Source organism: Bradyrhizobium sp. LM2.9 (assembly GCF_054056555.1).
Genome location: NZ_JBSRYJ010000002.1, coordinates 552905 through 577924, shown reverse-complemented (window position 1 = coordinate 577924; position 25020 = coordinate 552905). Strand labels below are relative to the sequence as shown.

At 63.4% G+C, this 25020-nt stretch carries 19 protein-coding genes and 3 pseudogenes; 8 read left to right on the top strand and 14 right to left on the bottom strand.

The genetic code is table 11. The features are described 5' to 3' along the window. The first annotated feature begins 36 nt into the window (after positions 1–36). A complete protein-coding gene (locus ACVWW3_RS04285) occupies positions 37–369 on the top strand; it encodes a DUF1330 domain-containing protein (protein WP_456650823.1) in 333 nt (110 codons plus the stop codon). Between the two features lie 57 nt (positions 370–426). Then, complete coding sequence (locus ACVWW3_RS04280; protein WP_456650824.1) at positions 427–744, top strand: antibiotic biosynthesis monooxygenase family protein; 318 nt, start codon at positions 427–429, stop codon at positions 742–744. A gap of 146 nt (positions 745–890) precedes the next feature. Here the strand turns inward: ACVWW3_RS04280 and ACVWW3_RS04275 are convergent, their stop codons facing one another. From ACVWW3_RS04275 to ACVWW3_RS04265, 3 genes and pseudogenes are all read right to left on the bottom strand, one after another. After that, positions 891–1970 (bottom strand): isocitrate/isopropylmalate dehydrogenase family protein, encoded by a 1080-nt coding sequence (locus tag ACVWW3_RS04275; protein WP_247348278.1) that lies wholly within the window; start codon positions 1968–1970, stop codon positions 891–893. Between the two features lie 134 nt (positions 1971–2104). Next, positions 2105–3172, bottom strand: coding sequence for an alcohol dehydrogenase (locus tag ACVWW3_RS04270; RefSeq protein ID WP_456650825.1), 1068 nt, complete (start codon positions 3170–3172; stop codon positions 2105–2107). Positions 3173–3368: 196 nt separating this feature from the next. Next, positions 3369–4566, bottom strand: a pseudogene (locus ACVWW3_RS04265) (CaiB/BaiF CoA transferase family protein). A gap of 192 nt (positions 4567–4758) precedes the next feature. On the opposite strand from ACVWW3_RS04265, the gene glgA reads away from it, so the two are divergent. Further along, positions 4759–6174: a glycogen synthase GlgA gene (glgA, locus tag ACVWW3_RS04260; RefSeq protein WP_256468284.1), complete on the top strand. Its 1416-nt coding sequence runs from the start codon at positions 4759–4761 to the stop codon at positions 6172–6174. Between the two features lie 162 nt (positions 6175–6336). Here the strand turns inward: glgA and ACVWW3_RS04255 are convergent. The 5 genes and pseudogenes from ACVWW3_RS04255 to ACVWW3_RS04235 all read right to left on the bottom strand — a co-directional run bounded on the left by ACVWW3_RS04255 (position 6337) and on the right by ACVWW3_RS04235 (position 13300). After that, positions 6337–7281 (bottom strand): annotated as a pseudogene (locus ACVWW3_RS04255) (oxygenase MpaB family protein). Positions 7282–7395: 114 nt separating this feature from the next. Beyond that, positions 7396–8709, bottom strand: a complete 1314-nt coding sequence (locus ACVWW3_RS04250) for an MFS transporter (RefSeq protein ID WP_456650827.1) — start codon at positions 8707–8709, stop codon at positions 7396–7398. Positions 8710–8732: 23 nt separating this feature from the next. Beyond that, positions 8733–9254 carry a PRC-barrel domain-containing protein gene (locus tag ACVWW3_RS04245; protein WP_247348267.1) on the bottom strand — a complete coding sequence of 174 codons (522 nt, stop codon included), beginning with the start codon at positions 9252–9254 and terminating at the stop codon, positions 8733–8735. A 21-nt stretch (positions 9255–9275) separates the two neighbouring features. Then, positions 9276–11480, bottom strand: coding sequence for an amylo-alpha-1,6-glucosidase (locus ACVWW3_RS04240; RefSeq protein ID WP_247441268.1), 2205 nt, complete (start codon positions 11478–11480; stop codon positions 9276–9278). 56 nt (positions 11481–11536) lie between these two features. Next, on the bottom strand, positions 11537–13300 hold the full coding sequence (locus tag ACVWW3_RS04235) for an ABC transporter ATP-binding protein (RefSeq protein WP_456650828.1): 1764 nt from the start codon (positions 13298–13300) through the stop codon (positions 11537–11539). A 275-nt stretch (positions 13301–13575) separates the two neighbouring features. Between ACVWW3_RS04235 and ACVWW3_RS04230 the strand changes: the two genes are divergently transcribed. Next, positions 13576–14646, top strand: a complete 1071-nt coding sequence (locus ACVWW3_RS04230; protein ID WP_456650829.1) for a glycosyltransferase family 4 protein — start codon at positions 13576–13578, stop codon at positions 14644–14646. Between the two features lie 76 nt (positions 14647–14722). On the opposite strand, the gene ACVWW3_RS04225 is transcribed toward ACVWW3_RS04230, so the two are convergent. The 5 genes and pseudogenes from ACVWW3_RS04225 to ACVWW3_RS04205 form a co-directional block, all read right to left on the bottom strand. After that, entirely contained in the window at positions 14723–16654 is a 1932-nt protein-coding gene (locus tag ACVWW3_RS04225) for an alkyl/aryl-sulfatase (protein WP_456650830.1), read from the bottom strand. A 124-nt stretch (positions 16655–16778) separates the two neighbouring features. After that, complete coding sequence (locus ACVWW3_RS04220; protein ID WP_456652067.1) at positions 16779–18020, bottom strand: TRAP transporter large permease; 1242 nt, start codon at positions 18018–18020, stop codon at positions 16779–16781. Between the two features lie 306 nt (positions 18021–18326). Then, positions 18327–18557, bottom strand: a pseudogene (locus tag ACVWW3_RS04215) (TRAP transporter small permease); the annotation flags it as partial. Between the two features lie 347 nt (positions 18558–18904). Beyond that, a complete protein-coding gene (locus ACVWW3_RS04210) occupies positions 18905–19918 on the bottom strand; it encodes a DctP family TRAP transporter solute-binding subunit (protein WP_247441263.1) in 1014 nt (337 codons plus the stop codon). A gap of 210 nt (positions 19919–20128) precedes the next feature. Beyond that, positions 20129–20899 carry a methyltransferase domain-containing protein gene (locus ACVWW3_RS04205; RefSeq protein WP_354052323.1) on the bottom strand — a complete coding sequence of 257 codons (771 nt, stop codon included), beginning with the start codon at positions 20897–20899 and terminating at the stop codon, positions 20129–20131. A 155-nt stretch (positions 20900–21054) separates the two neighbouring features. Here ACVWW3_RS04205 and ACVWW3_RS04200 point away from each other — a divergent pair, with 155 nt between their 5' ends. The 4 genes from ACVWW3_RS04200 to ACVWW3_RS04185 all read left to right on the top strand — a co-directional run bounded on the left by ACVWW3_RS04200 (position 21055) and on the right by ACVWW3_RS04185 (position 23877). Continuing rightward, entirely contained in the window at positions 21055–21798 is a 744-nt protein-coding gene (locus ACVWW3_RS04200) for an SDR family NAD(P)-dependent oxidoreductase (RefSeq protein WP_456650831.1), read from the top strand. 522 nt (positions 21799–22320) lie between these two features. Next, complete coding sequence (locus ACVWW3_RS04195; RefSeq protein ID WP_456671881.1) at positions 22321–23004, top strand: hypothetical protein; 684 nt, start codon at positions 22321–22323, stop codon at positions 23002–23004. Between the two features lie 46 nt (positions 23005–23050). Next, on the top strand, positions 23051–23437 hold the full coding sequence (locus tag ACVWW3_RS04190; RefSeq protein WP_456671880.1) for a hypothetical protein: 387 nt from the start codon (positions 23051–23053) through the stop codon (positions 23435–23437). Positions 23438–23520: 83 nt separating this feature from the next. Next, positions 23521–23877 (top strand): hypothetical protein, encoded by a 357-nt coding sequence (locus ACVWW3_RS04185; RefSeq protein ID WP_456650833.1) that lies wholly within the window; start codon positions 23521–23523, stop codon positions 23875–23877. A gap of 28 nt (positions 23878–23905) precedes the next feature. On the opposite strand, the gene ACVWW3_RS04180 is transcribed toward ACVWW3_RS04185, so the two are convergent. Further along, on the bottom strand, positions 23906–24967 hold the full coding sequence (locus tag ACVWW3_RS04180; protein ID WP_456650834.1) for an isocitrate/isopropylmalate dehydrogenase family protein: 1062 nt from the start codon (positions 24965–24967) through the stop codon (positions 23906–23908). Positions 24968–25020: the final 53 nt, after the last annotated feature.

The window sequence follows — 25020 nt, the reverse complement described above, 5'->3', positions numbered from 1 at the left end:
GATTACGCGCCTCAGGTAAAGATCACGGCACGGACGATGGCTTCTGCCATCCGGGAAACAACAACGGAGAATGACGTGCCGAAGGCTTATTGGATTGTACGCGTCTCGGTTCGCGATGAGCAAAACTACCCCGAGTACCTTGCTGCGGCTAACCTGGCGTTCAAGAAATTCGGCGCAAAATTCATCGTGCGTGGCGGGGCGTACGAAAAAATGGAGGGAGAGGCCCGCGAGCGGAACGTCGTGGTCGAATTCAAGGACCGTTCCACGGCCGCTGCCTGCTACGCAAGTCCGGAATATCAGAGTGCGCGGATTATTCGTCAAAAGTATGCGGACGCCGACTTCATTATCATTGACGGCATTGCCGACTAGGGCGACTGCCGCCGCAAAGGCCGTGAACCGAGTTCGTCCCACACAGGAGCCTATCTGATGATCGTCACTGTATTTCGCACTCGAATGAATCCCGGCGCTCAGGATGAGTATGGGCCGATGGCAAAACGCATGAGCGAACTCGCGCGAACAATACCGGGTTACATTTCACACAAGGGCTTCGTTGCGGACGATGGAGAGCGAGTGACGATCGTCGAGTTCGAGACCGAGGAAGCACTTCACCGTTGGCGGATCGATCCGGAGCACGCCAAGGCGAAACGGCGTGGGGTCGAAGCCTTCTTCAGCGAATTCAAATTCCAGATTTGCAGCGTCATGCGGGAGCGGACGTGGACTGCGAGGGCAATTCGCGGCGCTTGAACTGGCTATCGATCGGCGGACAGCCAAGTCGCTCGGAGTAGAAGCCTAAGGAACCGGCGCGCAGGTCTGGGGCGGAGGCGTTCTGGCGCTATGTACGCTGATGGGTATATCGGTTGCTTGCCCATCGCGTCGAAATCGGCGCGAGCCTACAGCGCCGCGAGCACCGCCTTCGTGATGTCGGCGGTGCCGTTGCGGCCACCAAATTCCATCGGCTTGATGCCGTCGGCATAAACCTTGTCCACCGCACGCTCGATTTTCTCACCGGCTTCCGCCGCGCCCTCGACGCCGTGCTTGTCGGCGAGCCAGTCCAGCATCATCGCGGCCGACAGGATCATGCCGGTGGGATTGGCCTTGCCCTGCCCCATGATATCAGGCGCGGTGCCGTGGCAGGGCTGGAACACGGCATATTTGTCGCCGATGTCGGCCGACGGCGCCATGCCGAGCCCGCCGATCAGGCTCGCGGTGATGTCGGAGACGATGTCGCCGAACATGTTCTCCATCACCATCACGTCGAAATCCCAGGGGCGCTTCACCAGCATCGCCGAGCAGGCATCGACATAGAGCCTATCGGTCTTCACCTCGGGATGACGCTTCTCGATCTCGTCGAAAATGCCGCGGAAGAAGGCAAAGGCCTTGAACACGTTCGCCTTGTCGACGCAGGTCAGCATCCCGGGCTTGCCGCGCGCCTTGCGCCGCTCGGCGAGGCGAAACGAGAACTCGAACAGGCGCTCGGACGTCCTGCGCGTGATCACCATGGTCTCGCGGGCGTCCTCATGGGTGACGACGCCCTTGCCCATCGAGGCGAACAGGCCCTCGGTGGACTCCCTGATCACGACGAGATCGATGCCGCGCTGGTCGGCGCCGACGATCGGGCTCGACACGCCCGGAATGAGCCGCGCCGGACGCACGCCGGCATAGAGATCGAAGATGAAGCGCAGCTCGATCTGCGGCGCGATCTCGGTGTTGTCGGGATAGCGCACCGACGGCAGGCCGCAGGCCCCAAGCAGGATCGCGTCCGCCTCCTCGCACAGCTTGATCGTGGTGTCGGGCATCGACTTGCCGGTGGCGAGGTAATGATTGGCGCCCGCCGGCGCTTCGGTGAAGCGGAAGCTCAAGCCGGATTTCGTCTCGATCTTGCGCAGGACTTCGATGGCCGGCGCCATCACTTCGGGACCGATGCCGTCACCGGCGAGCACGGCAATGTGGAAGGCGTTGTTTGCGGACATCGGATTTCCTGCGCGAAAATTAAGTGAGGTCGTCATTGCGAGGAGCTTTGGCGACGAAGCAATCCAGAAATGCATCCGTGGAGGCAGTCTGGATTGCTTCGCTTCGCTCGCAATGACGGAGGATAGAGCCTTCGCTACGGCGTCAGCACCGTGCGCCCGACGACCGCGCCCTGCTGCAACTGCACCAGCGCGTCGTTGGCTTTGTTGAGCGGCTGCCGCGTCACCGGGATCGGCGCTACGTTCTTCGTTCGCACCAGGTCGAGCAGCTCCTGCGTCTCGCGCAGGTTTCCGACATAGCTGCCCTGGATCGTCACCGCCTTGATCGGAATCAGCGGCAGCGCCCAGGTCGCGCCGCCGCCGAACAGGCCGACGATGACGAGCTTGCCGCCCTTGGTCAGGCAGTCGAAGCCCAGCTGCGTGGTGGCGGCGTTGCCGACGAGATCGAGCACGGCGCGGATCGGACCACCGGCTTTCTTGGCAAGCTGCTCCAGCGCGTCCGGCGCCTTGGGATCGACGGTCGCGAGCGCACCGGCCTTCTCTGCGGCTTCGCGCTTCTTCGCATCGATGTCCACCATGATCGCGCCCTTGCCGCCCATCGCCTTCAAGAGCGACAGCGCCATCAGGCCAAGCCCGCCTGCACCGAACATCACGATCGGCGTGTCAAAGTGCTGCTCGATCTTCTTCAGCGCGCTGTAGGTCGTGACACCCGAGCAGGCATAGGGTGCAGCCGACGCGGGATCGAGCCCTCTGAGATTGAGCAAATAGCGTGGATGCGGCACCAGCATGTGATCGGAATAACCACCGTCGCAATAAACGCCGAGCGAGCGCGGCGTCAGGCACATGTTCTCGTCACCGCCGAGGCACGTGGCGCATTTGCCGCAGCCGATCCAGGGATAGACCAAGCCGATGTCGCCAAGCGTGAGATCGCCCTGATCCGTCGGCTTCACGTCCGGGCCGAACGCCAGGATTTCACCGACCGTCTCGTGCCCCATGGTCAGCGGCAAATTGATGCCGCGATCCTTCAGCGACAGCGGCTTGCGGCCGTGGCCGAGATCGTAGCCGCCTTCCCAGATGTGGAGGTCGCTATGGCAGACGCCGGCGGCCTTCACCTTGATCAGAACCTGCGTGCCGGACGGCTGCGGCGTCGCCTCGTCGAACTCCTGCAGCGGCGCCTTGAAATCGGCAACCTTGAAACTCTTCATCGGCGTCCTCCCGGATACTTTTCTTGTCGTCGCCACCATGGCATGGGCGGCAGGACGAGACAAACTCGGACCTGTCTAGTTTAGGCTGGCGGATGATGGCAAGCCGACCACGCGCAACGCCGCATTGCTTGCCGCACGATGCTATCCGTCAGACTTGCCGTCAGACTTGCCGTCGGCTTTGCCGTCAGACTTGCCGTCAGACTTGCGCGGCTGTTTTGCCTGACGGAATTGGTCCACTGTCGGTGAGCCCGATCTCCGCCCGCAGCGGGTCCGTGTGCTCGCCAAGCACGGCCATTGTCTTGCCCGGTGTCGTGTCGGCACCGGTCATCCGGAACGGCAGATTGAGGACCTGGAACGAGCCACCTTCGTCCTCCACCGACGAGAGCGCCTCACGATGCGCGATCTGCGGATCGGCCAGTGCTTCGGACACGGTGCGGTAGGCCGAGGCCGGCACGCCGGCCGCACCTAGCGCGACAAGACAGACATCGGTCGAGAGCTGCCGCGACCAGGCCTCGACACCATCCATCAAGTCGGCCCAATTGTCGCGACGCGCGGCGTAGGTGGCGAAGCGCGGATCGGAGATCCATTCGGGGCGGCCGATCACCCCCATCAGCCCCTGAAACGTCTTCTCGCTGGCAACCGTGATCATGACATACCCGCTCGCCGTCTCGGTCGGCCCGAACATCGGGCGCGGCGGCGGCTTCACGGCGAACTGCGAGTTCTGCAACTCGATCACCGTCAGCGTCAGCATCGATTCCAGCATGGAGACGTCGATGTGCCTGGCCGAGCCCAGTTACCGTGCGCTGGTAGAGCGCCGACGCAATCGCGCCAAAACCGTAGGTGCCGGTGACGACGTCGGCGTGGTAGATGCCGCAATAATCCGGGCGGCTGCGGCCGGGCTGGTAGGCCAGATGGGCCATGTCGTAGCCGGAGGCCGCATGGATCACCGGTGCGTAGGCCGGCAGCTCGGCCGACGGGCCGCTCTGGCCGTAGCCTGAGATCGAGCAGTAGATCAGCTTCGGATTGACGGCGCGTATTCTGTCATAGTCGAGCCGCAGCCGGTGCATCACGCCGGGACGAAAGTTCTCGACCAGGATGTCGGCCGTCGCGGCCAGCCGGCGCACCGCCTCCTTGCCGTCCTCGGACTTGAGGTCCAGCACAACGCTCTTCTTGCCGACATTGAGCTGGCCGAACACGGTGCTGCAGCCCTTGCGCAGCGGCGGGCGGGTCCGCATCGTCTCGCCGCCGTCGGTCTCGATCTTGATGACCTCGGCGCCCATGTCGGCGAGCATCCGCGCACAATGGGGACCGGCGATGGTGGTCGAAAAATCCAGGACCCTGAGGCCGGCGAAGGCCCTTGTCGTCGTCCCCTCATGCTTCTCTGATAGCTGCATGCCTGCTTGCGTCCTCGGGTCACTTAGGAACTATCGAAGTTCTCTGTTGTTGGTGCGCCGACCCTAGAGGGCGACGGCTGAGTAGGAAAGTCTTTACCGAACCGATGCGCCGCGCGGGCGGGCCTGGGAATTCCAGGGCAACTGGACCCGTTCTTGCATAGCAGCAACGGGATCGGATAAGGGCAGCTGTTCTTGAGGGTCTTGTTCGTTACGACAGAGATGGACGACTTCGTCCGCGTCGGCGGACTTGGAGCCGTTTCCGCCGCTCTTCCAAGAGCGTTGCGTCCTTTCGCCGATATCCGGGTCATGCTGCCAGGCTATCGCGACATCATCGAACAACTCACGCATATTCAGATCGTTGGCCGCTGTCCGGCATTCGCGGAGATGCCGGCCTGCTCGCTCGGCCGGGCCGCGACCAAGGACGGCCTTCCTGTCTATGTGCTGTTGTGCTCACAACTCTACGACCGGCCCGGCAATCCCTACGGTGACGAGTCCGGGCGCGACTGGCCGGACAACGACATCCGCTTCGCGCGCTTGGCCTCGGCCGCCGCTGAGCTTGCCATGGGCAAGCTGGACAAGAATTGGGCAGCAGACCTGATCCATGCCAATGACTGGCAGGCCTCGCTCGTGCCAGCCTACCTGGCCTGGCGCGGCGCCAAGCTGCCGTCGATCCTGACCATCCACAACCTCGCCTATCAGGGGCTTTTCCCCAAAGACTCGCTGCGGCGAATCGGCGTCCCCGAAAGCTCCTTCCATATCGACGGCGTCGAGTTCTACGACCAGCTCTCCTTCCTCAAGGCGGGACTGGTCTATGCTTCGCACCTCACCACCGTCAGCGGCACCTACGCCCGGGAAATTACCACGGACGAATTCGGCTGCGGCCTGGAAGGCCTGCTGCGGCTGCGCTCCGACGCGTCCGAGCTCACGGGCATCCTCAACGGCATCGACGAGAGCTGGGACCCGCGCTCCTGCGCGCAGCTCGCCCAGCAGTTCGGCGCCGGCGACTGGGTCGGCAAGAAAGCCAATGCGGATTACGTGCGCAAGCAGTTCGGGCTCGCGGTGTCGCGCGGGCCTATGTTCGGCATCGTCGCGCGGCTCGTGCACCAGAAGGGCATCGACCTTGTGCTGGCGGCGGCCGACGAGATCGTCGATGCCGGCGGGCAGATCGTGGTCACCGGCTCCGGCGAGCCGGCGCTCGAGCAGGCATTGATCGACGCCCATCGCCGGCGGCCCGACGCGATCGGGGTCGTGATCGGCTTCAACGACGCCCAGGCGCGCCGCATCTTCGCCGGCAGCGATTTCACATTGATGCCGTCGCGCTTCGAGCCGTGCGGGCTCAGCCAGATGTACGCCCAGCGCTTCGGCTCGCTGCCGATCGGCCACCAGACCGGCGGCCTCGCCGAGACCATCACCGACGGCGAAACCGGCTTCCTGTTCTCAAAACCCTCGCACCAATCCTTTCTCGGCGGCGTCCGCCGTGCCTTCCAGGCTTTCATGGCGCACGACCAGCTCGACACCATGCGCCGCAGCGCGATGGGACGGTCGTTCTCCTGGAGCATCTCGGCCGGCAGCTACAACGCGCTGTACCGGAAGCTGGCGGCGGTGTGAGGCCTGCGCTCTCTCGTGCCCCGGACGCGGCGCAGCGTCTCTTCGACGGTGCGCTGCAGAGCCGGGGCCCATGTCGCGCAGCAGTTCGCGGCCCCTGGGTCCCGGCTCTGCGCGGCAACGCTCACGCGTCGCAGCTTGTCCGGGACATGCGGGAGGCGCTTCTTAGCGGCGCTGATCCATCTGCGAGCGGCCGATCCAGGCTCTGTTGAGGCACCGGGTCAACCAGTCGGGCTGCGGCTAGCCGTTTAGCCGCGCTTGCGCTTCCTGGTAAGGACCGACATAGCGCAACCGGTCCGGCAATTTCGGGTAGACCCGCCGGATCCATTTCAGTGCGTTGTCGGCCGACCTGGTGTTGCGCTCGTCGAGCCCAAACCCAAAGCCCGCGCGCAATGGCTCCGGCAGCAAGCTCGCCGTGAGCGCGCGATACCATCGCGGCGGCCGCAACCACGGACGCGCGCCGCAAAAGATCTGCCTCACAATCTCACGCGCGGCCGGACTGACGGTCAGCGTGTCCGACTGCGCCATCGCATTGGTGTAGGCCGCAAAGCCTGACCAGTCCGCGGGCAGGTCGTCCCCCGTCAATCCGAACAAGGCGCCGAACGTCCGGCTCTCGGTCCAGTAGCATTCGCGCTCCTCCGCCGAGAGCGGCGGCAAAACCAGATCGTGCGCCATCAGCGCCGTCTCGACCAGCGTGGCATGAACCCAGCACAGCGACGGGATGTCGTTGGCACAGTAGCGCGAGCCGGCCACGAACGGACCGACGGTCTCGGGCATCTCGCCGACGATCATGCTGTGGCGCCGGTGCAATTGCCGCGACGACAACAGCGCGCGGTCGAGCGAGCCGAACACCATGGCAAAGACGATGTCGAAGGTGCGGTGAAATCGCCCGATCGGATCGGCGAAGGTTTTGGAATGCTCGGCGATGGCAGCGGCGACCCAGGGGTGGGCCAACTGCAGCATCAGCGCACGACCGGCGCCGAGAAAGATGACGGCCTCGCGGTCGATCCGCCAGGTCACCGAGGACGGGCCGAACACGCCGGGGACCTGCTCCGGGGCGTTGGCGCGGACTTGATCGAGGGCAAATTCCAGATCGTTCGCGGACACCACTTGCAGGGCCTTTCGATTGCGAGCGAGGACCGACGATCCGCAAGGCCTGTGGCAATTCGATGAACGGCGATGTTCTCACCCGGCCCGATCCTACGACGCCCCGGCTGAATTGGTTCAGCCGGCTATTTCTTTTGGCGCAATCATGCCCTTGCGCCGGGTCTCCGGCATCACCATCAGGATCAGCAGAAATCCCGTCGCAGCAATGCTTGCCAGCCCGAGGAAGGCGGTGGCATTGCCAAATTTGTCGCTGACGTAGCCGCCGAGCGCGGTGCTCAGCGATGCACCGATGCCCGTTGCCGTGCCGACGATGCCCTGCGCAAGATTGAAATGGCCGCTGCCGAAGGCGACGTCAGCCACGATCAGCGGGATCATGACTGCGAATACCGCGGCGGTGAAGCCGTCGAACACCTGCACCAGCACCAGCAAATAGGGATCGCGCACGGTGGCGAACAGCAGGCCGCGGATCGCCAGCGCGCCGAACCCGATCAGCAGCAGCGGCCGGCGGCCCCACGCTTGCGCCTTGCGTCCGACCGTCGGCGACAGCAACGCCACGATCGCCTGCGGCACGACGATGCAAAAGGCGACCAGCACCGTCGCCCACTGGGCCGATCGCGCCGTCACCGCGCTCGCCATCAGCGGCATCATCGAGGCGTTCGCCAGTTGCAACAGCAAGACGCTCAGCGCGAAGACGATGAGCGGACGCTGTCGGATCAGGTGCCAGATATTGGTGTCGCCGCGATCCTTCGCCTCGCGCGGCATTTCGCCGTGGCAGCGCGCGATGTCGACTTCATGCTCGCAGATGCGCGACAGCGCGATCAGAGTGGGGATCGCGAGCAGGAAGGAGACCAGGAACACCGAGCGGCTCGACAGCAGATAGCCGGCCGTGCCCATTACGGCAGCCGCAACACCGTTGCCAAGCGAGGCAAAGCGGGCGTTGCGGCCGAGCCGCTCGCCGATCGCGAACGGTCCGACCAGGCCGAGGCTGATCGCCGCGATCGCCGGCCCGAGCACGCAGCTCGCTGCCGCGTGCAAGGTGGCCGCAGCCACCACCACGGGGAAGATCGGCATCGCCGCATAGGCGAGCGCGCAGCAGCCGATGGTGGCGATGGCCAGACCTGCGACCAGCCGTTCGGATTTTGCGGCATCGATGATGGCGCCGCCCGGCATCTGTCCGATCAGAGCAACGATGCCGCCGATCGACAGCACCAGGCCGATCTCGACCTGGGTCCATTTTTGCGTTGTGAGGTAAACCGCGATGAAGGGACCAAATCCGGTTTGTACATCGGCGAGGAAGAAGATGAACCAGTCGAGACCGCGCAGGCTCTGGCGCGACGGCGCCGGAATGCCGGGAGGCAATGGCGCGGCATCGTTGTCGTGCTTAACGCGGCCCTCGCGATCTGCATGGTTCGGCTTTCTCGACAACAGCACAGGCGGCCATCCCTCCCCGCGCCTCACTGAACCGCTTGCAGCGGTTGCAGGCTGCCGGACGCGCCGAGCACGACCATCGGCGCGTCTTCCTTGTATTCCGGCGCGGCGGCGACCTGCGCCTTGGTCAATTCCAGCGTGATGCTGTCCTTCTTGCTGGCGATCTTGCCGAACCGCAAAGCGTTCCAGTCAACCACGATCTTGCGGCTGCCGACACCGAGGAAGCCGCCGAAATCGATAACTGCAGCGCGGACATGGCCACTGCGATCGACGATGACGTCGACAATGCGACCCATGCCCTCGTTCGCCGCGCTGAGCACGTCACGGCCAAGCACACCATGCGCATCGCTGGCGCCGATGATCGTGACCGACGGCGGTGGCGCGGCATCCTTTGGCGTGACGGGGACCGATGACGCCGGCGGCTGCAGCGTCGGCGGCGCATTCGCTTCAGTTGAAGGCGCGGGCAACTCCTCTGCAGCTCGTGATACGGCGACCGTCAATCCCGCGACGATCACCACGCTCAGGATCAACCATCCGGCGGTACGCATGCACCCTCCTCCCGCGCGCCGCTAGCGCGCCAACACGATCGAGACCTGGATCTGGCCACGCGTGCGCAACACCTCCAGCGCGACGTCCTCGCCATGGCGGCTGACGCGCAGATCCACGCTGGACTCGCCCAGGCGCAGATCGCGCAAAATCACCTCGTGCAGGAACGCCGGCAGACGCGGATTGCGCAGCCGGATCTCTCCGCGCGCCACATCGAACTCGATGCCCAGCGTCGCCTCCAGCAACGTGAACGCGGTTGCGCTGGCCCAGGCCTGCGGCGCGCAGGCGACCGGATAGAGCGTCGGGCCGCGCCGCTTCTCGCGCCGGAAACCGCAGAACAATTCGGGCAACCGGCGCAGGTCCATGTAGGTTGCAGCGTCGAACAGTCCCTTGAAGACGTGCGCGACCGAATGCTTCAGCCCGTAGCGCGCGAGCCCGAGCGCGATCAGTGCGTTGTCGTGCGGCCAGATCGACCCGTCATGATAGGACATCGGGTTGTAACGCACCTCGCCGACAGCGACGGTGCGGATGCCCCAGCCCGAGTAGAAGTGCGGCCCCATCAGATCGGCGGCGACGAGACGGGCGCGATCTTCACGGATCATGCCGCTGAACAGCACCTGCCCGGCGTTTGAGGTCCGTACCTTGCAGGGCCGCTTCTTGCCGTCGAGCGCGAGCGCATAGGTGCCGAGCTCTTCGCACCAGAACGCGGCCTCGAAGCGCTCGGCCAGCGCCTTGGCCTCGGCCTCGAGCTTTTTGGCGAGATCGGGCTTGCCCAGCCGGAGCGCACAGCGCGCGGCGAGCCGCTTGGCGGCAAAGACGTAACCTTGCACCTCGGCCAGCGCGAGATTGCCTTCCGCAAGCTGGCCATCGGCATGGAAGATCGCGTCGTAGGAATCCTTCCAGCCCTGATTGGCGAGGCCCTTTTCCGTGGCTCGCTGGTATTCGACGAAGCCGTCCTTGTCGGGGTCCCCGGGGCCGTCGATCCAGGCCAACCCCGCCTCGATGGCCGGCCACAACTCGGTCAACGTCTTCTCGTCGCCGGTGCGCTCGAAATAGCTTCCGGCGAGCAGCACGAACAAAGCGGTCGAATCCACGCTGCCGTAATACTGAGCGAACGGCACCTCGCGCAGCGCCGCCATCTCGCCGCCGCGCATCTCATGCAGAATCTTTCCGGGCGCCGCATCGTTCAGCGGATCGACCGCCTTGGCCTGGAAATGCGCGAGCCGCCGCAACACGCCCTTGGCGATGCGCGGGTCGACCCACAGCATTTGCAGAGCCGTAATCAGGCCGTCGCGGCCGAACGTCGTCGAGTACCAGGGAATCCCTGCATACGGATAGCGGCCCTGCGGCGTCTCCGTCATCAGCATGTTGAGGTCGGCCATGGACTGGCACAGCACCTCGTTGAAGATGTTGTTGGATGTCTCGATGCTGGCGGTCCCCATCGTCGATTGCCGCATCTCGCGGCGGTGGGCGAGCAGCCCCCTGAAAAAGCGCGCCGGCTTCTCCGTGATCGGCCGATTGCAGGACACGGCCACGAACAGCGATTTCGACTCATGCGGATCAAGTTCGAGTTGCCAGGTTGCGGCATTCACCGACAACTTCGTCGGGCGCGGGTCGAAATGCAGGCATGTGGTGCGCTCGGCGTCATCAAGACCGCGGTAGTCGAACAGCACGTCGGTCGGGCCCAACAGCCGGCTCGAGCCAATGCCGCGACGCGGACGCCGCTCGCCGCGAACCTCGAACAGATCGGCGAAATCATTGTCGAACAGCAGGGTCAGCCCGAAATTGGCCGGGCGGTCGCCGTGGTTCTGCACGCCGATGCGCTGATAGGCGGTGCCGCGCCACAGGAAGATCGTGCGCACGATGTGGAGCAGGTCCTTTTGCAGCACGAGGCTGCCCTCCCGGTAGATATCCGGATTGGTGAGATCGACCGTCAGCGCCGAGTTGTCGTCGCGCAGGTTGGATCCCAGCAACAACGGCTGGAGATCGTCGAGCACGAGCTCAAGCCTCGCAAGGTAGCGCGTGTCGTGATGGAACAGGCCGTCGGGCCCGCCGGCCGAGGCGCCGATGTCGCCATGGCTGTCAAGCACGATAAAGGTATCGTCGTGCTTGAGCGAACGCCGCGGCCGCGCCGACGGTCCCGTCATCGGAATATAGAAAGGCTGCTCCGCGACCTGGTCCATGGTTCGCGTCACGGAGATGAATTGAGTAACGGCTTCAGCCGACATCAGCAGCTCCCCTGCGCTTGTTTCGACACGCAACCGACTCGAACGCGACTGTTGGTTTACGCGGCGGCCTGCGCGAGCCGGCTCATTTCCTGCGTGACCAGCTCACGATAGGGCCCGTGGCCTTGCATCAGACGTTCGGGTGACCCGTCCTCGATGATCTTACCACCCTTCAACACGATCACGCGGTCGAAATTGCGCAACGTCGCGAGGCGATGCGCGATCGCGATGACGGTGCGGCCGCGCATCAGCCGCGACAGCGCCTCGCGGATCGCTTCCTCGGATTCGCTGTCGAGCGCGGCGGTCGCTTCGTCCAGCAGCAGGATCGGCGCGTCCTTCAGGAAGGCACGCGCTATCGCGATGCGTTGGCGCTGGCCGCCGGACATCTTGACGCCGCGGTCGCCAACCATGGTGTCGAGACCACCAGGCAGACTCTCGACGAAATCGCAGCGCGCCGCAATCGCCGCACGCAGCACCTCGTCGTCGGTGGCGTTCGGGCGGCCATAGCGGATGTTCTCGCGGATCGAGCGGTGGAACAGGGAGATGTCCTGCGGCACGACGGAGATCGCCGCGCGCAGACTCTGCTGCGTCACCTTGGAAATGTCCTGGCCGTCGATGGTGATGCTGCCTTCGTCGGCATCGTAGAAGCGCTGGAGCAGCGCGAACAGCGTCGACTTGCCGCCGCCGGACTGGCCGACCAAGCCGACGCGCTGGCCGGGCTGCAGGCGCAGGCTGAACCGCTCAAAGATCTTCTCACCCCCGGAATAGCCGAAGGTGACGTTGTTGTACGCGATCGCGGCGCCCCTCTTTACCAGCGGCTCGGCGTCGGGGTGGTCGCGCAATTCATGCGGCACCAGCAGCGTGGCGATCGCCTCGGTCAACCGCGCAACGTGCTGGGTGACGTCGACCAGCGCCACCGCGAGATCGCGGGTCGCATTGAGAATGGAGAGACCGAGGGTGCAGACCAGCACGACGTCGCCGGTGGTCGCCGCGCCATCCTGCCAGAGCATGATGGCCCAGGCCATGAGGGTGATTGTGAGCACGACGGTGATGCCGGCATGGATAAGCCGCAGCTTCTCCAGATAGCGCAGGCTGCGACCGCGCGCCGTGAGCTCCCGGTTCACCGTCGCGTCGAAACGCTCATGCTCGTGCCCGATGCCGCAAAAGGCGCGCACCAGCGGCATGTTGCTGATGACGTCGATCATCTCGCCGTCGACAACGGCGGCCTTATCGGCGAAGTCGTCGTGCAGCGGCTTGCCCGCAGCCGCCAGACGGAACATCGCCAGCACCATGCCGCCAGCGATCACAATCAAGCCGAGTGCCATATAGGGACTGACGGTTCCAATCAGAGCGATTGCCGCAACTGTGGCGATGCAGGGCGGCAGCACATTCCAGACGAACATGTTCTCGACGGTAAACACCGCGTTCGAGGTCGCTGTGATGCGGCTCGTCAGCATGCCGGGCATGCGGTCGGAGAAGTAACTCGGCGCGTGGCCGGTCAGATGACGAAATATGTCACGGCGTAAATCACCCGTGACACGCACGAAGGTGAAGCTCGCCGTCCAGCTGGCGATCCGCCAAAGGAAATTGTCGGCGGCGATCAGCGACATGAGTAAAATGAATGCCAGCCATACGCTGCCACCATGTGAAGTTCCGGCCGTCAGGCTGTCGACGAGAGATTTGACGCCGTACTGCGTGCCTACGGAGCAGGCAACGGCCGCAACGACAGCGGTCAGGATCACGAGATGCGACGCCAGACGACGCCGGAGATAGCGCAAAACAAAGGCGAATGGCCGGCGCGCGTATCCAGAAAGATGATCCATGTGACTATCGACCCCGTCGTGATGTTTTCAATTTTTCTGTTAGTCGACTGAACATCGACCACTTCGCCTCGGTTCCCGGGCAAACCCATCACGACATGCGGATGCGGACGATCTGCGGAGATGTGATGGCAGCACCGCGACGAGCACCCGACGTGTCCAATAAGTAACCTCTGAGGGAAGGAACTTCGCAAGTGCGGGAACGTTCCCCTGACTGGCATTGCCGGTGCCGCAAAGACTGGGGGTTTCACGTTCATGATCGCAGAGGAGATGGCGAGATGCGCATCGCGCAGGTAGCTCCGTTGACGGAGGCTGTTCCACCCAAGCTGTATGGCGGCACCGAGCGGGTGGTGCATTGGTTGACGGAAGAGCTGGTGGCCCTTGGACACGACGTGACGCTGTTCGCCAGCGGCGATTCGCAGACCTCGGCGAAGCTGGATGCGCTATGGCCGCGGGCGCTCCGCCTCGACGGTTCCGTGCGCGATCCCAATGCGCTGCACATGGTGATGCTGGAGCGGGTGCGGCAGAAATGTGACGACGAGGAGTTCGACTTCCTCCACTTCCATCTCGATTATTATCCGTGGTCGCTGTTCTACCGGCAGCCGACGCCGTTCCTAACCACGCTGCACGGCCGGCTCGACCTCCCGGAGCATCAGCCGGTCTTCAACACCTTTTCGAAGGTCCCCGTCATCTCCATCTCGAACGCGCAGCGGCGGCCGGTGCCGCAGGCGAACTGGGTAAGGACGATCCACCACGGTCTGCCGGAGAACCTGTTGACGCCGAAGCCGGCGAGGCAGGAATATCTCGCCGTGCTCGGCCGCATCGCGCCGGAAAAGGGCGTCGACCGCGCCATTAAGATCGCGACCCATTGCGGGATTCCGCTGAAGATCGCGGCCAAGGTCGACCGTACCGACCAGGATTACTATGACGAGCTGATCCGGCCGATGATCGAAAACAATCCGCTGGTGGAATTCATCGGCGAGATCAGCGATCACGAGAAGTCGGACTTTTTGAGCGGCGCACTCGGCCTGTTGCTGCCGATCGACTGGCCGGAACCGTTTGGCCTCGTCATGATCGAAGCCATGGCCTGCGGAACGCCGGTCGTCGCCTTCAACCGCGGCTCGGTGCCGGAGATCATCGACGAGGGCCTCACCGGCTTCGTCGTCGAGGACGTCCTCAGCGCGGCAGGCGTCGTCGGCCGCCTGCAGCAACTCGACCGCTCTGCCATCCGCAAGCAGTTCGAGACGCGCTTCACGGCGCGGCGGATGGCGCTGGACTATCTCGCGGCCTATCGCAGCCTGGACGAGGAGAAGGCGCCGCGGATCAAGCTGGTGAGCAGCGCGGAGTAGCTTGCTGACCACTCTCGTGTCCCGGACGCGCTGCAACGCCTTTTGCGTTGCAGCGCAGAGCCGGGGCGCGAGAAGCTTATCTCACCTCCGCCCGCTTCGGCTCCACGATCTCGAACATGCGCGGGAAGTCGTCCATCAGGCCCATCAGCTCGGCGAGCCGCATCGGGCTGCCCGATAGCTTGACCTTGCCGGCGGCCACGGCTTCCGGGAAGCTCGTCAGCTTCGCGATCACCTCGTCAAAAGTCGAGCGCGCGAGCGTGAAGCTGGCATCCGCGCCTTCCGCCTGCACGCCCTCGGTATAGGTGAGCGCGGAATTCTCCAGATTGAGCACGAACATCTCGCCGGTGTCGGAAAAGCTCCAGTTCAGCACGATGTGCTTACCTTCCGCCTTCGGCCCGTTGAGGCGGATACCGAGCACGTCCCAGAGCTGTGAAGTACGCAGCGCCGCCAGCGTCTCGCGCGGCATCGGCGGGCGCGCCGGCACCTTCGGCATGCCCTGGCGCAATTCCTGCGCGCCAAACAGATAGGCGTTGCGCCAGGTCGCGCTTTCCGCGGCATAACCGAGCTGCTCCAGCGTGTCCGCCAGCAACGCGCGCGCCGCCGCATGATCCGGCTCGGCAAAGACGAGATGGCCGAGCGCCTGCGCCACGAAGCGGAATTCGCCCTTGTCAAAATCGACACGCGCCCGCGCGAGAATGGCGTCGGCACCACCCATATATTCGACGTACTTCTTGCCGGATTCCACCGGCGGCAACGGATCGAGGTTGACCGGATTGGCGTCATACCAGCCGAGATATTTCTGGTAGATCGCCTTCACATTGTGCCGGATATGGCCGTAATAGCCGCGGCCATGCCAGGCGCCTTCGAGACTCTTCGGCAGTTGGATGGTTTCGGCGATCTCGGCGGCGGTGAGGCCGTGGTTCATCAGGCGGATGGTCTGGTCATGCGCGAATTTGTAGAGGTCGCGCTGCTGCCGGATCATGGTGCCGATGCGGTCGCGTCCCCACACCGGCCAGTGGTGCTGGCCGCACATCGCCTCCGCCTTGCCGTCCCAGAGCTGCAAGGCCTCGCCCAGATATTTCGACCAGGCCAGCGCGTCGCGCACGTCGGCGCCGCGGAACGGCAGCAGATTGTGGAGATTGTGGGTGCAGTTCTCGGCGAGGTTCAACAGCTTGTAGCGCGGGATGAAGAAATGCATCTCCGCCGGAGCTTCGCTGTTCGGCGCCATCTGGAATTCGAATTCGACGCCGTCGATCACGCGCCTGTCGCCGGTCGCCATGATCAAATCGGTCGGCCGCAGCAGCGCCACTGAACCTGCCGCCATCGACTTGCCGAGGCCGCAATCGACCTGCCCGCGCACGCCCTTGGCGAGAAGCGGCCCGAACTGGTACTGCGCCCGGCGCAGCATCGCCGGTCCCGCGATGATGTTCTCTGAGACGGCATGCTCCATGAACAAATTGGGCGCGATGATCGGCACGCGCCCGGTGGCGAGCGCATCCTCCTCCAGCACGCCGCGCGCGCCGCCCCAATGGTCGGTGTGGGTGTGGGTAAAGATCACGGCCGCGACCGGCCGCTGGCCGCGATGCTTGTAGTAGAGATCGAGCGCCGCGCGCGCGCCCTCGATCGAGGTCAAGGTGTCCACGACGATGACGCCGCTATCGCCCTCGATCAGCGTCATGTTGGCGATGTCGAGCCCACGCACCTGGTAAACGCCAGGCACGACCTCGAACAGCCCGTGCTGCATGTTGAGCCGCGACTGCCGCCACAGGCTGGGATTGACGGTCGGCGGCGCCTGCTCGGTCGACAGGAAGCCGTAGGGTTCGAGGCTCCAGACTGTCCGTCCTTGCGGGTTTGTAATCTTCGCGTTGTCGATCGTGCCGAGAAAGCCGCGCGCGGCATCGTCGAAATCCCGCGTGTCGGAAAACGGCAGCGAGTTCAGCATCGCCGTCTGCTGCGCAATGACGGACGCCGTTGCGTCCTTCGGTTCGCTGCTGGACGTGTCTGTCATCTTGATCTCCTCCCGGCCTGTTGCGCGGCATCTAACCGCATCTCGCGGTCGATTGCCATGGCGGGAGGAAGGCGCGATGCGTAGCCCCGCGCCCACAGGCGGAGAGGATGCAGCGTGTTCGCGGCTACATGCCCAACAGCCTGGGCAGCCACAACGACAGGCCCGGCCAATAGGTCACGACCGCGAGGAACGCCAGCATGGTCAGGAGCCATGGCCACACCGCGACCGTGAGCTCGGTGATACCCATCTTGGCGATGCCCGAGGCGACGTAGAGATTGAGGCCGACCGGCGGATGGCACAGCCCGACCTCCATGTTGACCGTCATCAGGATGCCGAAATGGATCGGATCGATGCCGAGCTTGATCGCAACCGGAAACAGGATCGGCGCCATGATCAGGATGATCGAGGACGGCTCCATCACGTTGCCCGCCACCAGCAGCAGGAGATTGACGACGAGGAGGAAGCCGATCCAGCCAAGGCCCTGGTCGATCATCCATTGCGCGAGCGCTTGCGGCACGTTCTCGTAAGTCATCAGGAACGAGAACAAGACGGCGTTGGTGATGATGTAGAGCAGCATCGCCGACAGATTTGCCGACGACAGCAGCACGCGCGGCACGTCTCGCAGCTTCAGATCCTTGTAGATGAACACTGCGACGATAAAGGCATACACCGCGCTGACGGCGGCAGCTTCGGTCGGTGTGAACAGGCCGCTGTAGATGCCGCCGATCACGATCACGATCAGCAGGATACCCCAGATCGACTTGCGGAACGCATCGAAGCGCTCGAAGAGGGTTGCTTTCGGCATCCTCGGATAGTCGTTACGCCAGGCCCGATAGAACGTCGTGGCGCCGAGCAGCATGGCGAGCACGAGCCCCGGCACGATCCCGGCGATGAACAGCTTGCCGACGGAGGTGTTGGTGGAGACGGCAAAAAGGACCATCGGAATCGAGGGTGGAATGAGAATCCCGAGCGAGCCGGAGGTCGTGATCACGCCCGCCCCGAACCGCTTCGGAAACCCCTGCGCGACCATCGCAGGCAGGATCACCGATCCGATCGCCACCACCGTGGCCGGCGATGAGCCGGAGATCGCGGCGAACAGCGCGCAGGCGACCACGCCCGAGAGCGCAAGGCCGCCGTACCAATGGCCGACCAGCGCGGTCGCAAAGGCGATCATCCGGCGTGCCACGCCGCCATGGGTCAGGAAGTTGCCGGCAAGGATGAAGAACGGGATCGCCATGATCTCGAAGCTCTCGATGCCTGTAAACAGCTTCAGCGCCACCGATTCCGTTCGCACGTCGGTCAGCGTGAACATGAAGCTGAGCACGGTCAGACCGAGCGCGATCGAAATCGGCATGCCCGTGAGCATCAACGACAGCAGAAGGCCGAAGACAACGGCGACACGCAGGCCCTGCGGCAGCGTGATCACGTGCGCCGAATGCGCGAAGCACACGGCGACGATCAGGACCGGCAACAGCATCAGGACCCAGCCGAGCGGGCTGCGTTCGTCGCGGGCGACCTGACTGCGCGTGACCGGGGCCGGATGAACCGGGTCTGCCTCGACGCCCTCGACGCCGGCCATGTCGTGATGCGGCAGCTCGCCGGTGCGATAGAACGACCAGGCGACTTGCAGGAAGCGGAAGCACATCAGCCCGGAGCCGAGCGGGATGGTGAGATACACCAGCCACATCGGCGCTTCGAGATCGTTGGATTGTTGGCCGGTCTGCCACATCTGGCCGACAAACGCGGCCCCGAAATAGCACACGATGGCGGTGAAAAGGGCGCCGCACATCAGGCCGAAAGTGATGACGCGGCGGCGCGATCCGCCGGGAAGGATGTTGACCAGGACGTCGACGCCGACATGGATGCCGGTGCGTACCCCGTAGGCCGCACCGAATTTCGCCATCCAGATGAACATGTAGATGCAGAGTTCCTGCGCCCAGGACAGGTCGAGAGCGGCAAGCCAGACGAACGCGGCTCGCGCGGGAACGGCCAGCAAGGCCAGGTTGCGCGCCTCCGCCCATTTGGCGATGTCGATCGACAGCCCGGCGCCATAACGGTGCAGCACGGCAACGAAGATGAGCAATGTCGCAGCCGCGATCAACGTCGCGATCAGCCATTCCTCGAGATGATTGAGCACACGATTCAGTACACGCAGCAACTTAGTCCCCCAGCTTGGCTCATCATCAAGAGCAACGGCCGGGAGTGCGATCACCCCCGACCGTTATGGTTGTTCTTATAACGGCGCCGGCGTCAGTTCATCTTGACGTCGAGTTCCTTGGCGAGGAGATCGAGCACCTCCTGCCCGACCCGCCCCTTCGCCCATTTGTAGGTCGGCTGCATCGCCTCCTGCCATGCCTTGCGATCGGCGTCAGTCAGATAATGCAACGTGGTCTTGCCCGTCTTCTTGATCTCGGCCAGCGCATCTTCGTTCTCCTGGCGCGCGATCGAGTTGGTGTAGTCGGTCGCCTCGTTCATCGCCTTTTCGAGCTGGGCGCGGATATCAGGCGGCAGGCCCGACCAGAATTTCGAGTTGACGATGACTGCGTATTGCAGATGCGCGTGATAGGACACGGTGATGTCCTTCTGCACCTCGTAGAACTTCTGCGTCAGGTAGTTCGACGCGGTGTTCTCGCAGCCGTCGACCACGCCCGTCTGCAAAGCCTGGTAGACTTCGGAAAACGCCATGATCTGAGGGATCGAGCCCATGATCCGGAGATATTGGTCGGCGACCTTCGATCCGGAGATGCGGAATTTGAGACCCTGGAAATCGGTCGGCTTCATCAGGGCACGGTTAGCGGAGAGCATGTGGAAGCCGTTGTCCCAATAGGCGAGCCCGGTGATGCCCTTGGTCTCGAGCTTCTGGAACAGCCATTTGCCGATGGTGCCCTTCATCGCGTTGGAATAGGTCGCGTCGTCCTTGAACAGCCAGGGCAGGTCGAGCGCCTCGAACTCCTTGATACCGAGCGGTGCGAACTTCGCGGTCGAGGGCGCGAGCATCTGCACCGAGCCGAGCTGAAGCGCTTCGATCTCCTCCTTGTCCTTATAGAGGGTGGAGTTCGGATAAATTTCGATCTTGACCTTGCCGTCGGTGTACTTCTCGGCAAGCTCCTTGAACTTCAGCGCGCCCTTGCCCTTCGGGGTGTCATTGGCGACGACGTGGCTGAACTTGATGACGATCGGGCTCTGGGCCTGGGCCGAGACGGGAGACAAGGCAGGAGCCAAGAGAACAGACGCGGCGGCGACCGCAAGAAGCAGCTTGCGCATGAAGTAACCTCCCAACAACCTCTAAAAGCGGGTCTTTTTTGCTTTGCAGCCCAGTTTGCGGTCCAGTAGTGGCAGCAATCCGCCACCCGAACAACTAGACCTAAGCCCAATTTGCCGCAGCCAAGCTATCTTGGCGGCGGCTGAATGCGCAACCCGGCACCCGCTCCCATCCCCGAGAGCGAGCGCTTATGTCGCAATGCGGCAGTGCAATCAGCCCTTGCGCTGGGCGACCATGAACAGACGCCGGAACGGGAATAGCGTCTGCCCGGCGGCATTCTTCGGGTAGGCCTTCGCGACCCGCTCGCCATAGGCCGCCTCGAACGCGGCCTTCTCGTCGCCCTGCAAGATGTCGAGATAGCGCGTCAACCAGGTCCCCTTGGTCCACTCCTTGACGGGATTCTCGCCCTCGAGCACCTGCAGATATTCGGTCTCCCAGATGTCGATATTGGCCGACATCGGAGCAAGCAGACCGTGATAGTAGGCCGGCCCTTCGACCGGCGGCGGCGTGACGAGATGCTCGACCTTGGACCGCCAGGGACCGTTGAGCGCGGTCTCGCCGATCAGCACATGCGAGGGGGCCAGAAAGTTGCGCGGCATCTGCACCGCAAGCATGCCGCCGGGCGTCACCTTCTCCATGACCGAAGGAAACAGTGCCGCATGATTGGGCAGCCAGTGCAGTGCGGCATTGGAATAGACGACGTCATACTGCTTCGTCGGGCGCCAGTGGCCGAGGTCTTCATGGGACCATTCCACGTCCGGTGCTGCCTTGCGGCCGGCGGCAACCATCTCGGCCGAGCCCTCGACACCCGTCACCGTCGCGTCGGGCCAGCGCTCCTTGATGAGCTTGGTGACATTGCCGGCGCCGGCGCCGAGATCGGCAATCGCACGCGGACCAGAATCCGGAATTCGCATCAACAGGTCGACGGCGGGCCGGAGCCGGTGGCCGGAGAATTTCAGATATTGCTGCGGATCCCAGACCATCGCTCAGCGCCTTTTCTTTTTTCGTGTTTCCTTCAACGCGGCTCTTGGTTACCACTGCTCGTCCCGGTCGGGCAAATCACCCTGACGTGGACAGGGCAGGAAACGAACAACAAACCAACAGCAACAAGCAAAAGCAAACAAGAGAGCGTGTGATCATGGACCTCGGGCTCAAATCAAAAACCGCTGTGGTCACAGGCGCGAGCGTCGGCATCGGCCGCGCCATCGCCAAGGGCCTAGCTGCCGAAGGCGTACGCGTGGTCGGCGTGGCACGGCGCGCCGATCTGCTCGTCGAGCTGGTGAAGGAAGTCGGCTCCGGCCTGATCACGCCGTTCGAGCAGGACGTGATGGAAAAGGACGCGGCGGAGAAGATTTCGGCCTTCGCGCTAAAAGAGCTCGGCCATGTCGACATCCTCATCAACAATGCCGGCGGCAGCCGCCCCCTCCCCGTCGATGCGCCCGACAGCAAATGGGACGAAGCGATCGCGCTGAATTTCACCAGCTACCGCCGCATCGCGCATGCCCTGCTGCCGCAGATGATCGAACGCAAATGGGGCCGCATCGTCAACATCACCGGCAAGTCCGAGCCGGAAGGCCTCAACGCCGCGTTCGCGGCGAAAGCCGCCGTCCACGCCTGGGCCAAGGGCCTGTCGCGCGAGATCGGCGAGCACGGCATCACCATCAACTGCATCCCGCCCGGCCGCATCATGAGCGAACAGATCCGCCGCAACTACGCACCGGACTATCGCGAGCGCTTTGCGGAGGAAGAGATCCCGGTCGGCTATTGGGGCGAGCCGGAAGATCTGGCGGCGTTGGCGGTGTTTCTGGCCTCGCCCGTGGCTCGGTACATCACGGGGACGGTGATCCCGGTGGATGGGGGACTGAGGAGGTATCAGTTCTAAAGCCGTTCAACCTCTCCAGCTTGCGGGAGAGGTTGGCGCAAAGCGCCGGGTGAGGGTTCTCTCCACACAGGGGTTCTCGTTTGCGGAGACACCCCCGCCCTTTCCCCGCAAGCGCAGGGTTATCGCATACGATAGCTGCGAGGTTGCCGGACGTGCTCGGCCTGCACGGTCGAGACGCCCGCTTCGGCGGGCTCCTCACCATGAGGGTCTGATATCTCGCCGCGAATGCGACCTCATCCTGAGGGCCCGCCTTAGGCGGGCGTCTCGAAGGATGGCCGCAGCCGAGCTTCCAGCCACGCGTGTCTTCAATGCGACAGCCCTGCGCGCGACTAGCATGTCGATCAAGGCCAAAGAGTCCTAGCCTCAATTCCTGCCGACCGATGCGGCCTTAACGTGGCCGATCTCGACTAGTCATCCCCGTTTCGAGACAACAGAGACTAGGCAGCTTGATTGCAATCTCAACGCGTGCAAAAGTTCCGTCGTATATTTTAAGTCTTTTAAAGCAGGCGGGGGAACAAGCAAATGTCGGACGGAATCGAAGCTCAATCCATCGAACCTTTGTCGGCCGATTTCCTGAAGTCGATCGAAAACTACGTCAGGGTCGAAAACGGCCTGCAGATCTATGTCGACCCTATTACCACTAGCATCCTCGTGCTGAACGCCGCCGGCGCCCTGATCTCGATCATACGAAGCTTTTCGAAGGTCCAGCTTTCCGGCAACCTGCTCGAGAACCTTTCTGCGATCATCCGCAGCGTTGATACCATTCTGAAGGAAATCGAGGCGCTCCGCGCCTACATTCCGGTCGCACTCGACGACGCATTTCGCAAACGGCTCACCATCGACATTCAGACGCAGATCGACCGCTTCAGCATCGAGATCGCCGAACTCTCGGATGCCGACATCAACAAGCTGAACAAGACATCCCCGCACTTTCACAAAATCGAGGAGATCGCCGAGGCTCAGCTCCAGAACGCGCTCAATCTGAGAGGCTACGGCTATCCGGGGTATTTCGCGGTCGCAACCGCCGCGATCTCGTATCTTTCGATGGCTGCGGCGCTCAAGATCTCCAAGGCCAAAGCGAAGGCGATCAACACGCAGATCGGGACTTGGTTCGCACAATGTATCGACCCCAATGTCGCCGGCTCGGCCCGCCGACGTCCGCAACCGGCTCACGAACGACGCCAACAACTGCAAGAATATCGTTGATAGCCAGCCCAGGTCAGTCTGGCTGGGCTACTATACCAGGGCGGAAATGGTGATTGCCCGCGGCGGCGAACTTGGTCCACCTGATCGACCGGAACGACGCATAATTCGCTTCGTTAACTGGTACGCAACCCAATCTGGCAGTTTTGATGGGGGATTGAAGTGGGATCCCCAGCCTGAAGTCAGCGATCGTCCCAACCCACGCGGGTGGCCACTGATCCCGACCGAAAGCGACACCAATCTCCACAACGGCGACAATTCAGCGTACGCGCGATGCGTCAACAACATCGAAGGCATCAATGGCGCTGGCGGCTTTCGCCGCTATGTCGACCAGGGAAAGGACCTGTTCGAGAAAGCCAAGCAAACGGATGCGACGATCGAGACCATCAAGGCGCTTGCCCTTCGCGTCGACACGGCCACATCATCATTCAAGTAAAACAACAAATTCGAGAACGAAACTTCGCGAGCCGACCCCTCGCGGGGTCTCGGACGGGAAGGGGGCGTGGGGACACGACAGTCATGATTGATGCCATCCGACGGCATCAGGAAAAGTCAAAAGTGCCAATGAGTTTTCAGGCCGAGCTTCATGAAGAAGCGGTGCGTTTGCTTCCCCTCAAAGGCGCACATTCACGAAATGCCGGAGCTGTCCGCGCATATCTGCTTCACCACAGAGAGCGGACATCGCTCCTTCACGAGGAGCACACAGTGTCTTTTGCCGACCAGTGCAATCCTGGCATCCTGCCAGTGTTTTGCCCGACGGGTCAACATCGTGGCAGCCGCGAATGTCGTCGTGACGCCGTTCGAAAATCCCTTATCGATCAAGGGGCCTTCTACTGTGCATGGGGTTGTTTTCGCGTTTTTTGTTTTGGCCTCTAAGAAAAAACGCAAGGCTCCGCAGGACCACTCACCCCGCCTGCAGGATCTCCGCGATCGCAGCCCCCGCCGCGATCGTGCCGAGCTTGCCGCCGACGTCGCGCGTCGCCCTGCCCTCGCCGATCGCCGTCGCCACCGCCGCCTCGATCGCTCGCGCGGCTTCCTCGTAACGAACCGCGCCGCTGTTCTCGCCGTGCCATCCGAGCAGCAGCGCCGTCGACAGGATCAGCGACACCGGATTGGCGACGTCTTGGCCTGCAATGTCAGGCGCCGAGCCGTGCGCCGCCTGCGCCATGGCGAAGCGGTCACCGACATTGAGCGAGCCGCCGAGGCCGAGGCTTCCGGAGAGCTCCGCCGTGAGATCGGACAGGATATCGCCGAACATGTTGGTGGCGACGATGACGTCGAAACGATCGGGGTTGCGCACCACATGCGCCATCATGGCGTCGACCAGGATGTCGTCGACCGCGAGGCCGGGATAGCCTTTCGCCGCCTCGCGGCAGATATCCAGAAACATGCCGTCGCCGATCTTTAGCACATTGGCCTTGTGCACGATGGTGAGATGCTTGTGCCGCTTCATCGCGAGACGGCAGGCGGCGTGCGCGATGCGCTCGCAGCACAGGCGCGTGATCCGGCGCAGCGAGATCACGACGTCTGGCGTAACCAGCATCTCGCCATTGCCCTGCTCCATGTTGCGGTCGGCGTAAAATCCTTCGGTGTTTTCGCGCACCACGACGAGGTCGAGATCGCCGGCCCGGCCGGCCCGGCCCGCATAAGTGCGCGCGGGCCTGACATTGGCATACAGGTCGAGGTTCTTGCGGAAATGCCGAGACGGATTGATCTCGCCATGCGCCTCGTCCTTGAAATCGAACGTCGCGGTCGGCCCCAGGATCAGGCCGTCGGCGGCGCGGACGATGTCGAGCAGCTCGGGACGCACGGTCGTGCCGAACTGCTTGAGGCTCGCATGCCCGATCGCGTGCTCCTCCAGCCGCAAATTGAGCTGAAAGCGCTCGGAGGCCGCGCGCAGCACGCCTGATGTCGCGGTCGTGATCTCTGGTCCGATGCCGTCACCGGGCAGAACGACGATGTGCATGGCGATCCCCTGAAATTGCAGCAGCGATCATACGCCGGCGCGCAGGCTCATCG

Coding starts and splice junctions, on each gene's coding strand:
- ACVWW3_RS04240 (WP_247441268.1), bottom strand. CDS start 11,480: ATGTCGGCTGAAGCCGTTACTCAATTCATCTCCGTGACGCGAACCATG.
- ACVWW3_RS04270 (WP_456650825.1), bottom strand. CDS start 3,172: ATGAAGAGTTTCAAGGTTGCCGATTTCAAGGCGCCGCTGCAGGAGTTC.
- ACVWW3_RS04285 (WP_456650823.1), top strand. CDS start 37: ATGGCTTCTGCCATCCGGGAAACAACAACGGAGAATGACGTGCCGAAG.
- ACVWW3_RS04230 (WP_456650829.1), top strand. CDS start 13,576: ATGCGCATCGCGCAGGTAGCTCCGTTGACGGAGGCTGTTCCACCCAAG.
- ACVWW3_RS04210 (WP_247441263.1), bottom strand. CDS start 19,918: ATGCGCAAGCTGCTTCTTGCGGTCGCCGCCGCGTCTGTTCTCTTGGCT.
- ACVWW3_RS04200 (WP_456650831.1), top strand. CDS start 21,055: ATGGACCTCGGGCTCAAATCAAAAACCGCTGTGGTCACAGGCGCGAGC.
- ACVWW3_RS04235 (WP_456650828.1), bottom strand. CDS start 13,300: ATGGATCATCTTTCTGGATACGCGCGCCGGCCATTCGCCTTTGTTTTG.
- ACVWW3_RS04275 (WP_247348278.1), bottom strand. CDS start 1,970: ATGTCCGCAAACAACGCCTTCCACATTGCCGTGCTCGCCGGTGACGGC.
- ACVWW3_RS04205 (WP_354052323.1), bottom strand. CDS start 20,899: ATGGTCTGGGATCCGCAGCAATATCTGAAATTCTCCGGCCACCGGCTC.
- ACVWW3_RS04245 (WP_247348267.1), bottom strand. CDS start 9,254: ATGCGTACCGCCGGATGGTTGATCCTGAGCGTGGTGATCGTCGCGGGA.
- ACVWW3_RS04220 (WP_456652067.1), bottom strand. CDS start 18,020: ATGCTCACGGGCATGCCGATTTCGATCGCGCTCGGTCTGACCGTGCTC.
- ACVWW3_RS04195 (WP_456671881.1), top strand. CDS start 22,321: ATGTCGGACGGAATCGAAGCTCAATCCATCGAACCTTTGTCGGCCGAT.
- ACVWW3_RS04225 (WP_456650830.1), bottom strand. CDS start 16,654: ATGACAGACACGTCCAGCAGCGAACCGAAGGACGCAACGGCGTCCGTC.
- ACVWW3_RS04280 (WP_456650824.1), top strand. CDS start 427: ATGATCGTCACTGTATTTCGCACTCGAATGAATCCCGGCGCTCAGGAT.
- ACVWW3_RS04180 (WP_456650834.1), bottom strand. CDS start 24,967: ATGCACATCGTCGTTCTGCCCGGTGACGGCATCGGACCAGAGATCACG.
- ACVWW3_RS04185 (WP_456650833.1), top strand. CDS start 23,521: ATGATTGATGCCATCCGACGGCATCAGGAAAAGTCAAAAGTGCCAATG.
- ACVWW3_RS04190 (WP_456671880.1), top strand. CDS start 23,051: ATGGTGATTGCCCGCGGCGGCGAACTTGGTCCACCTGATCGACCGGAA.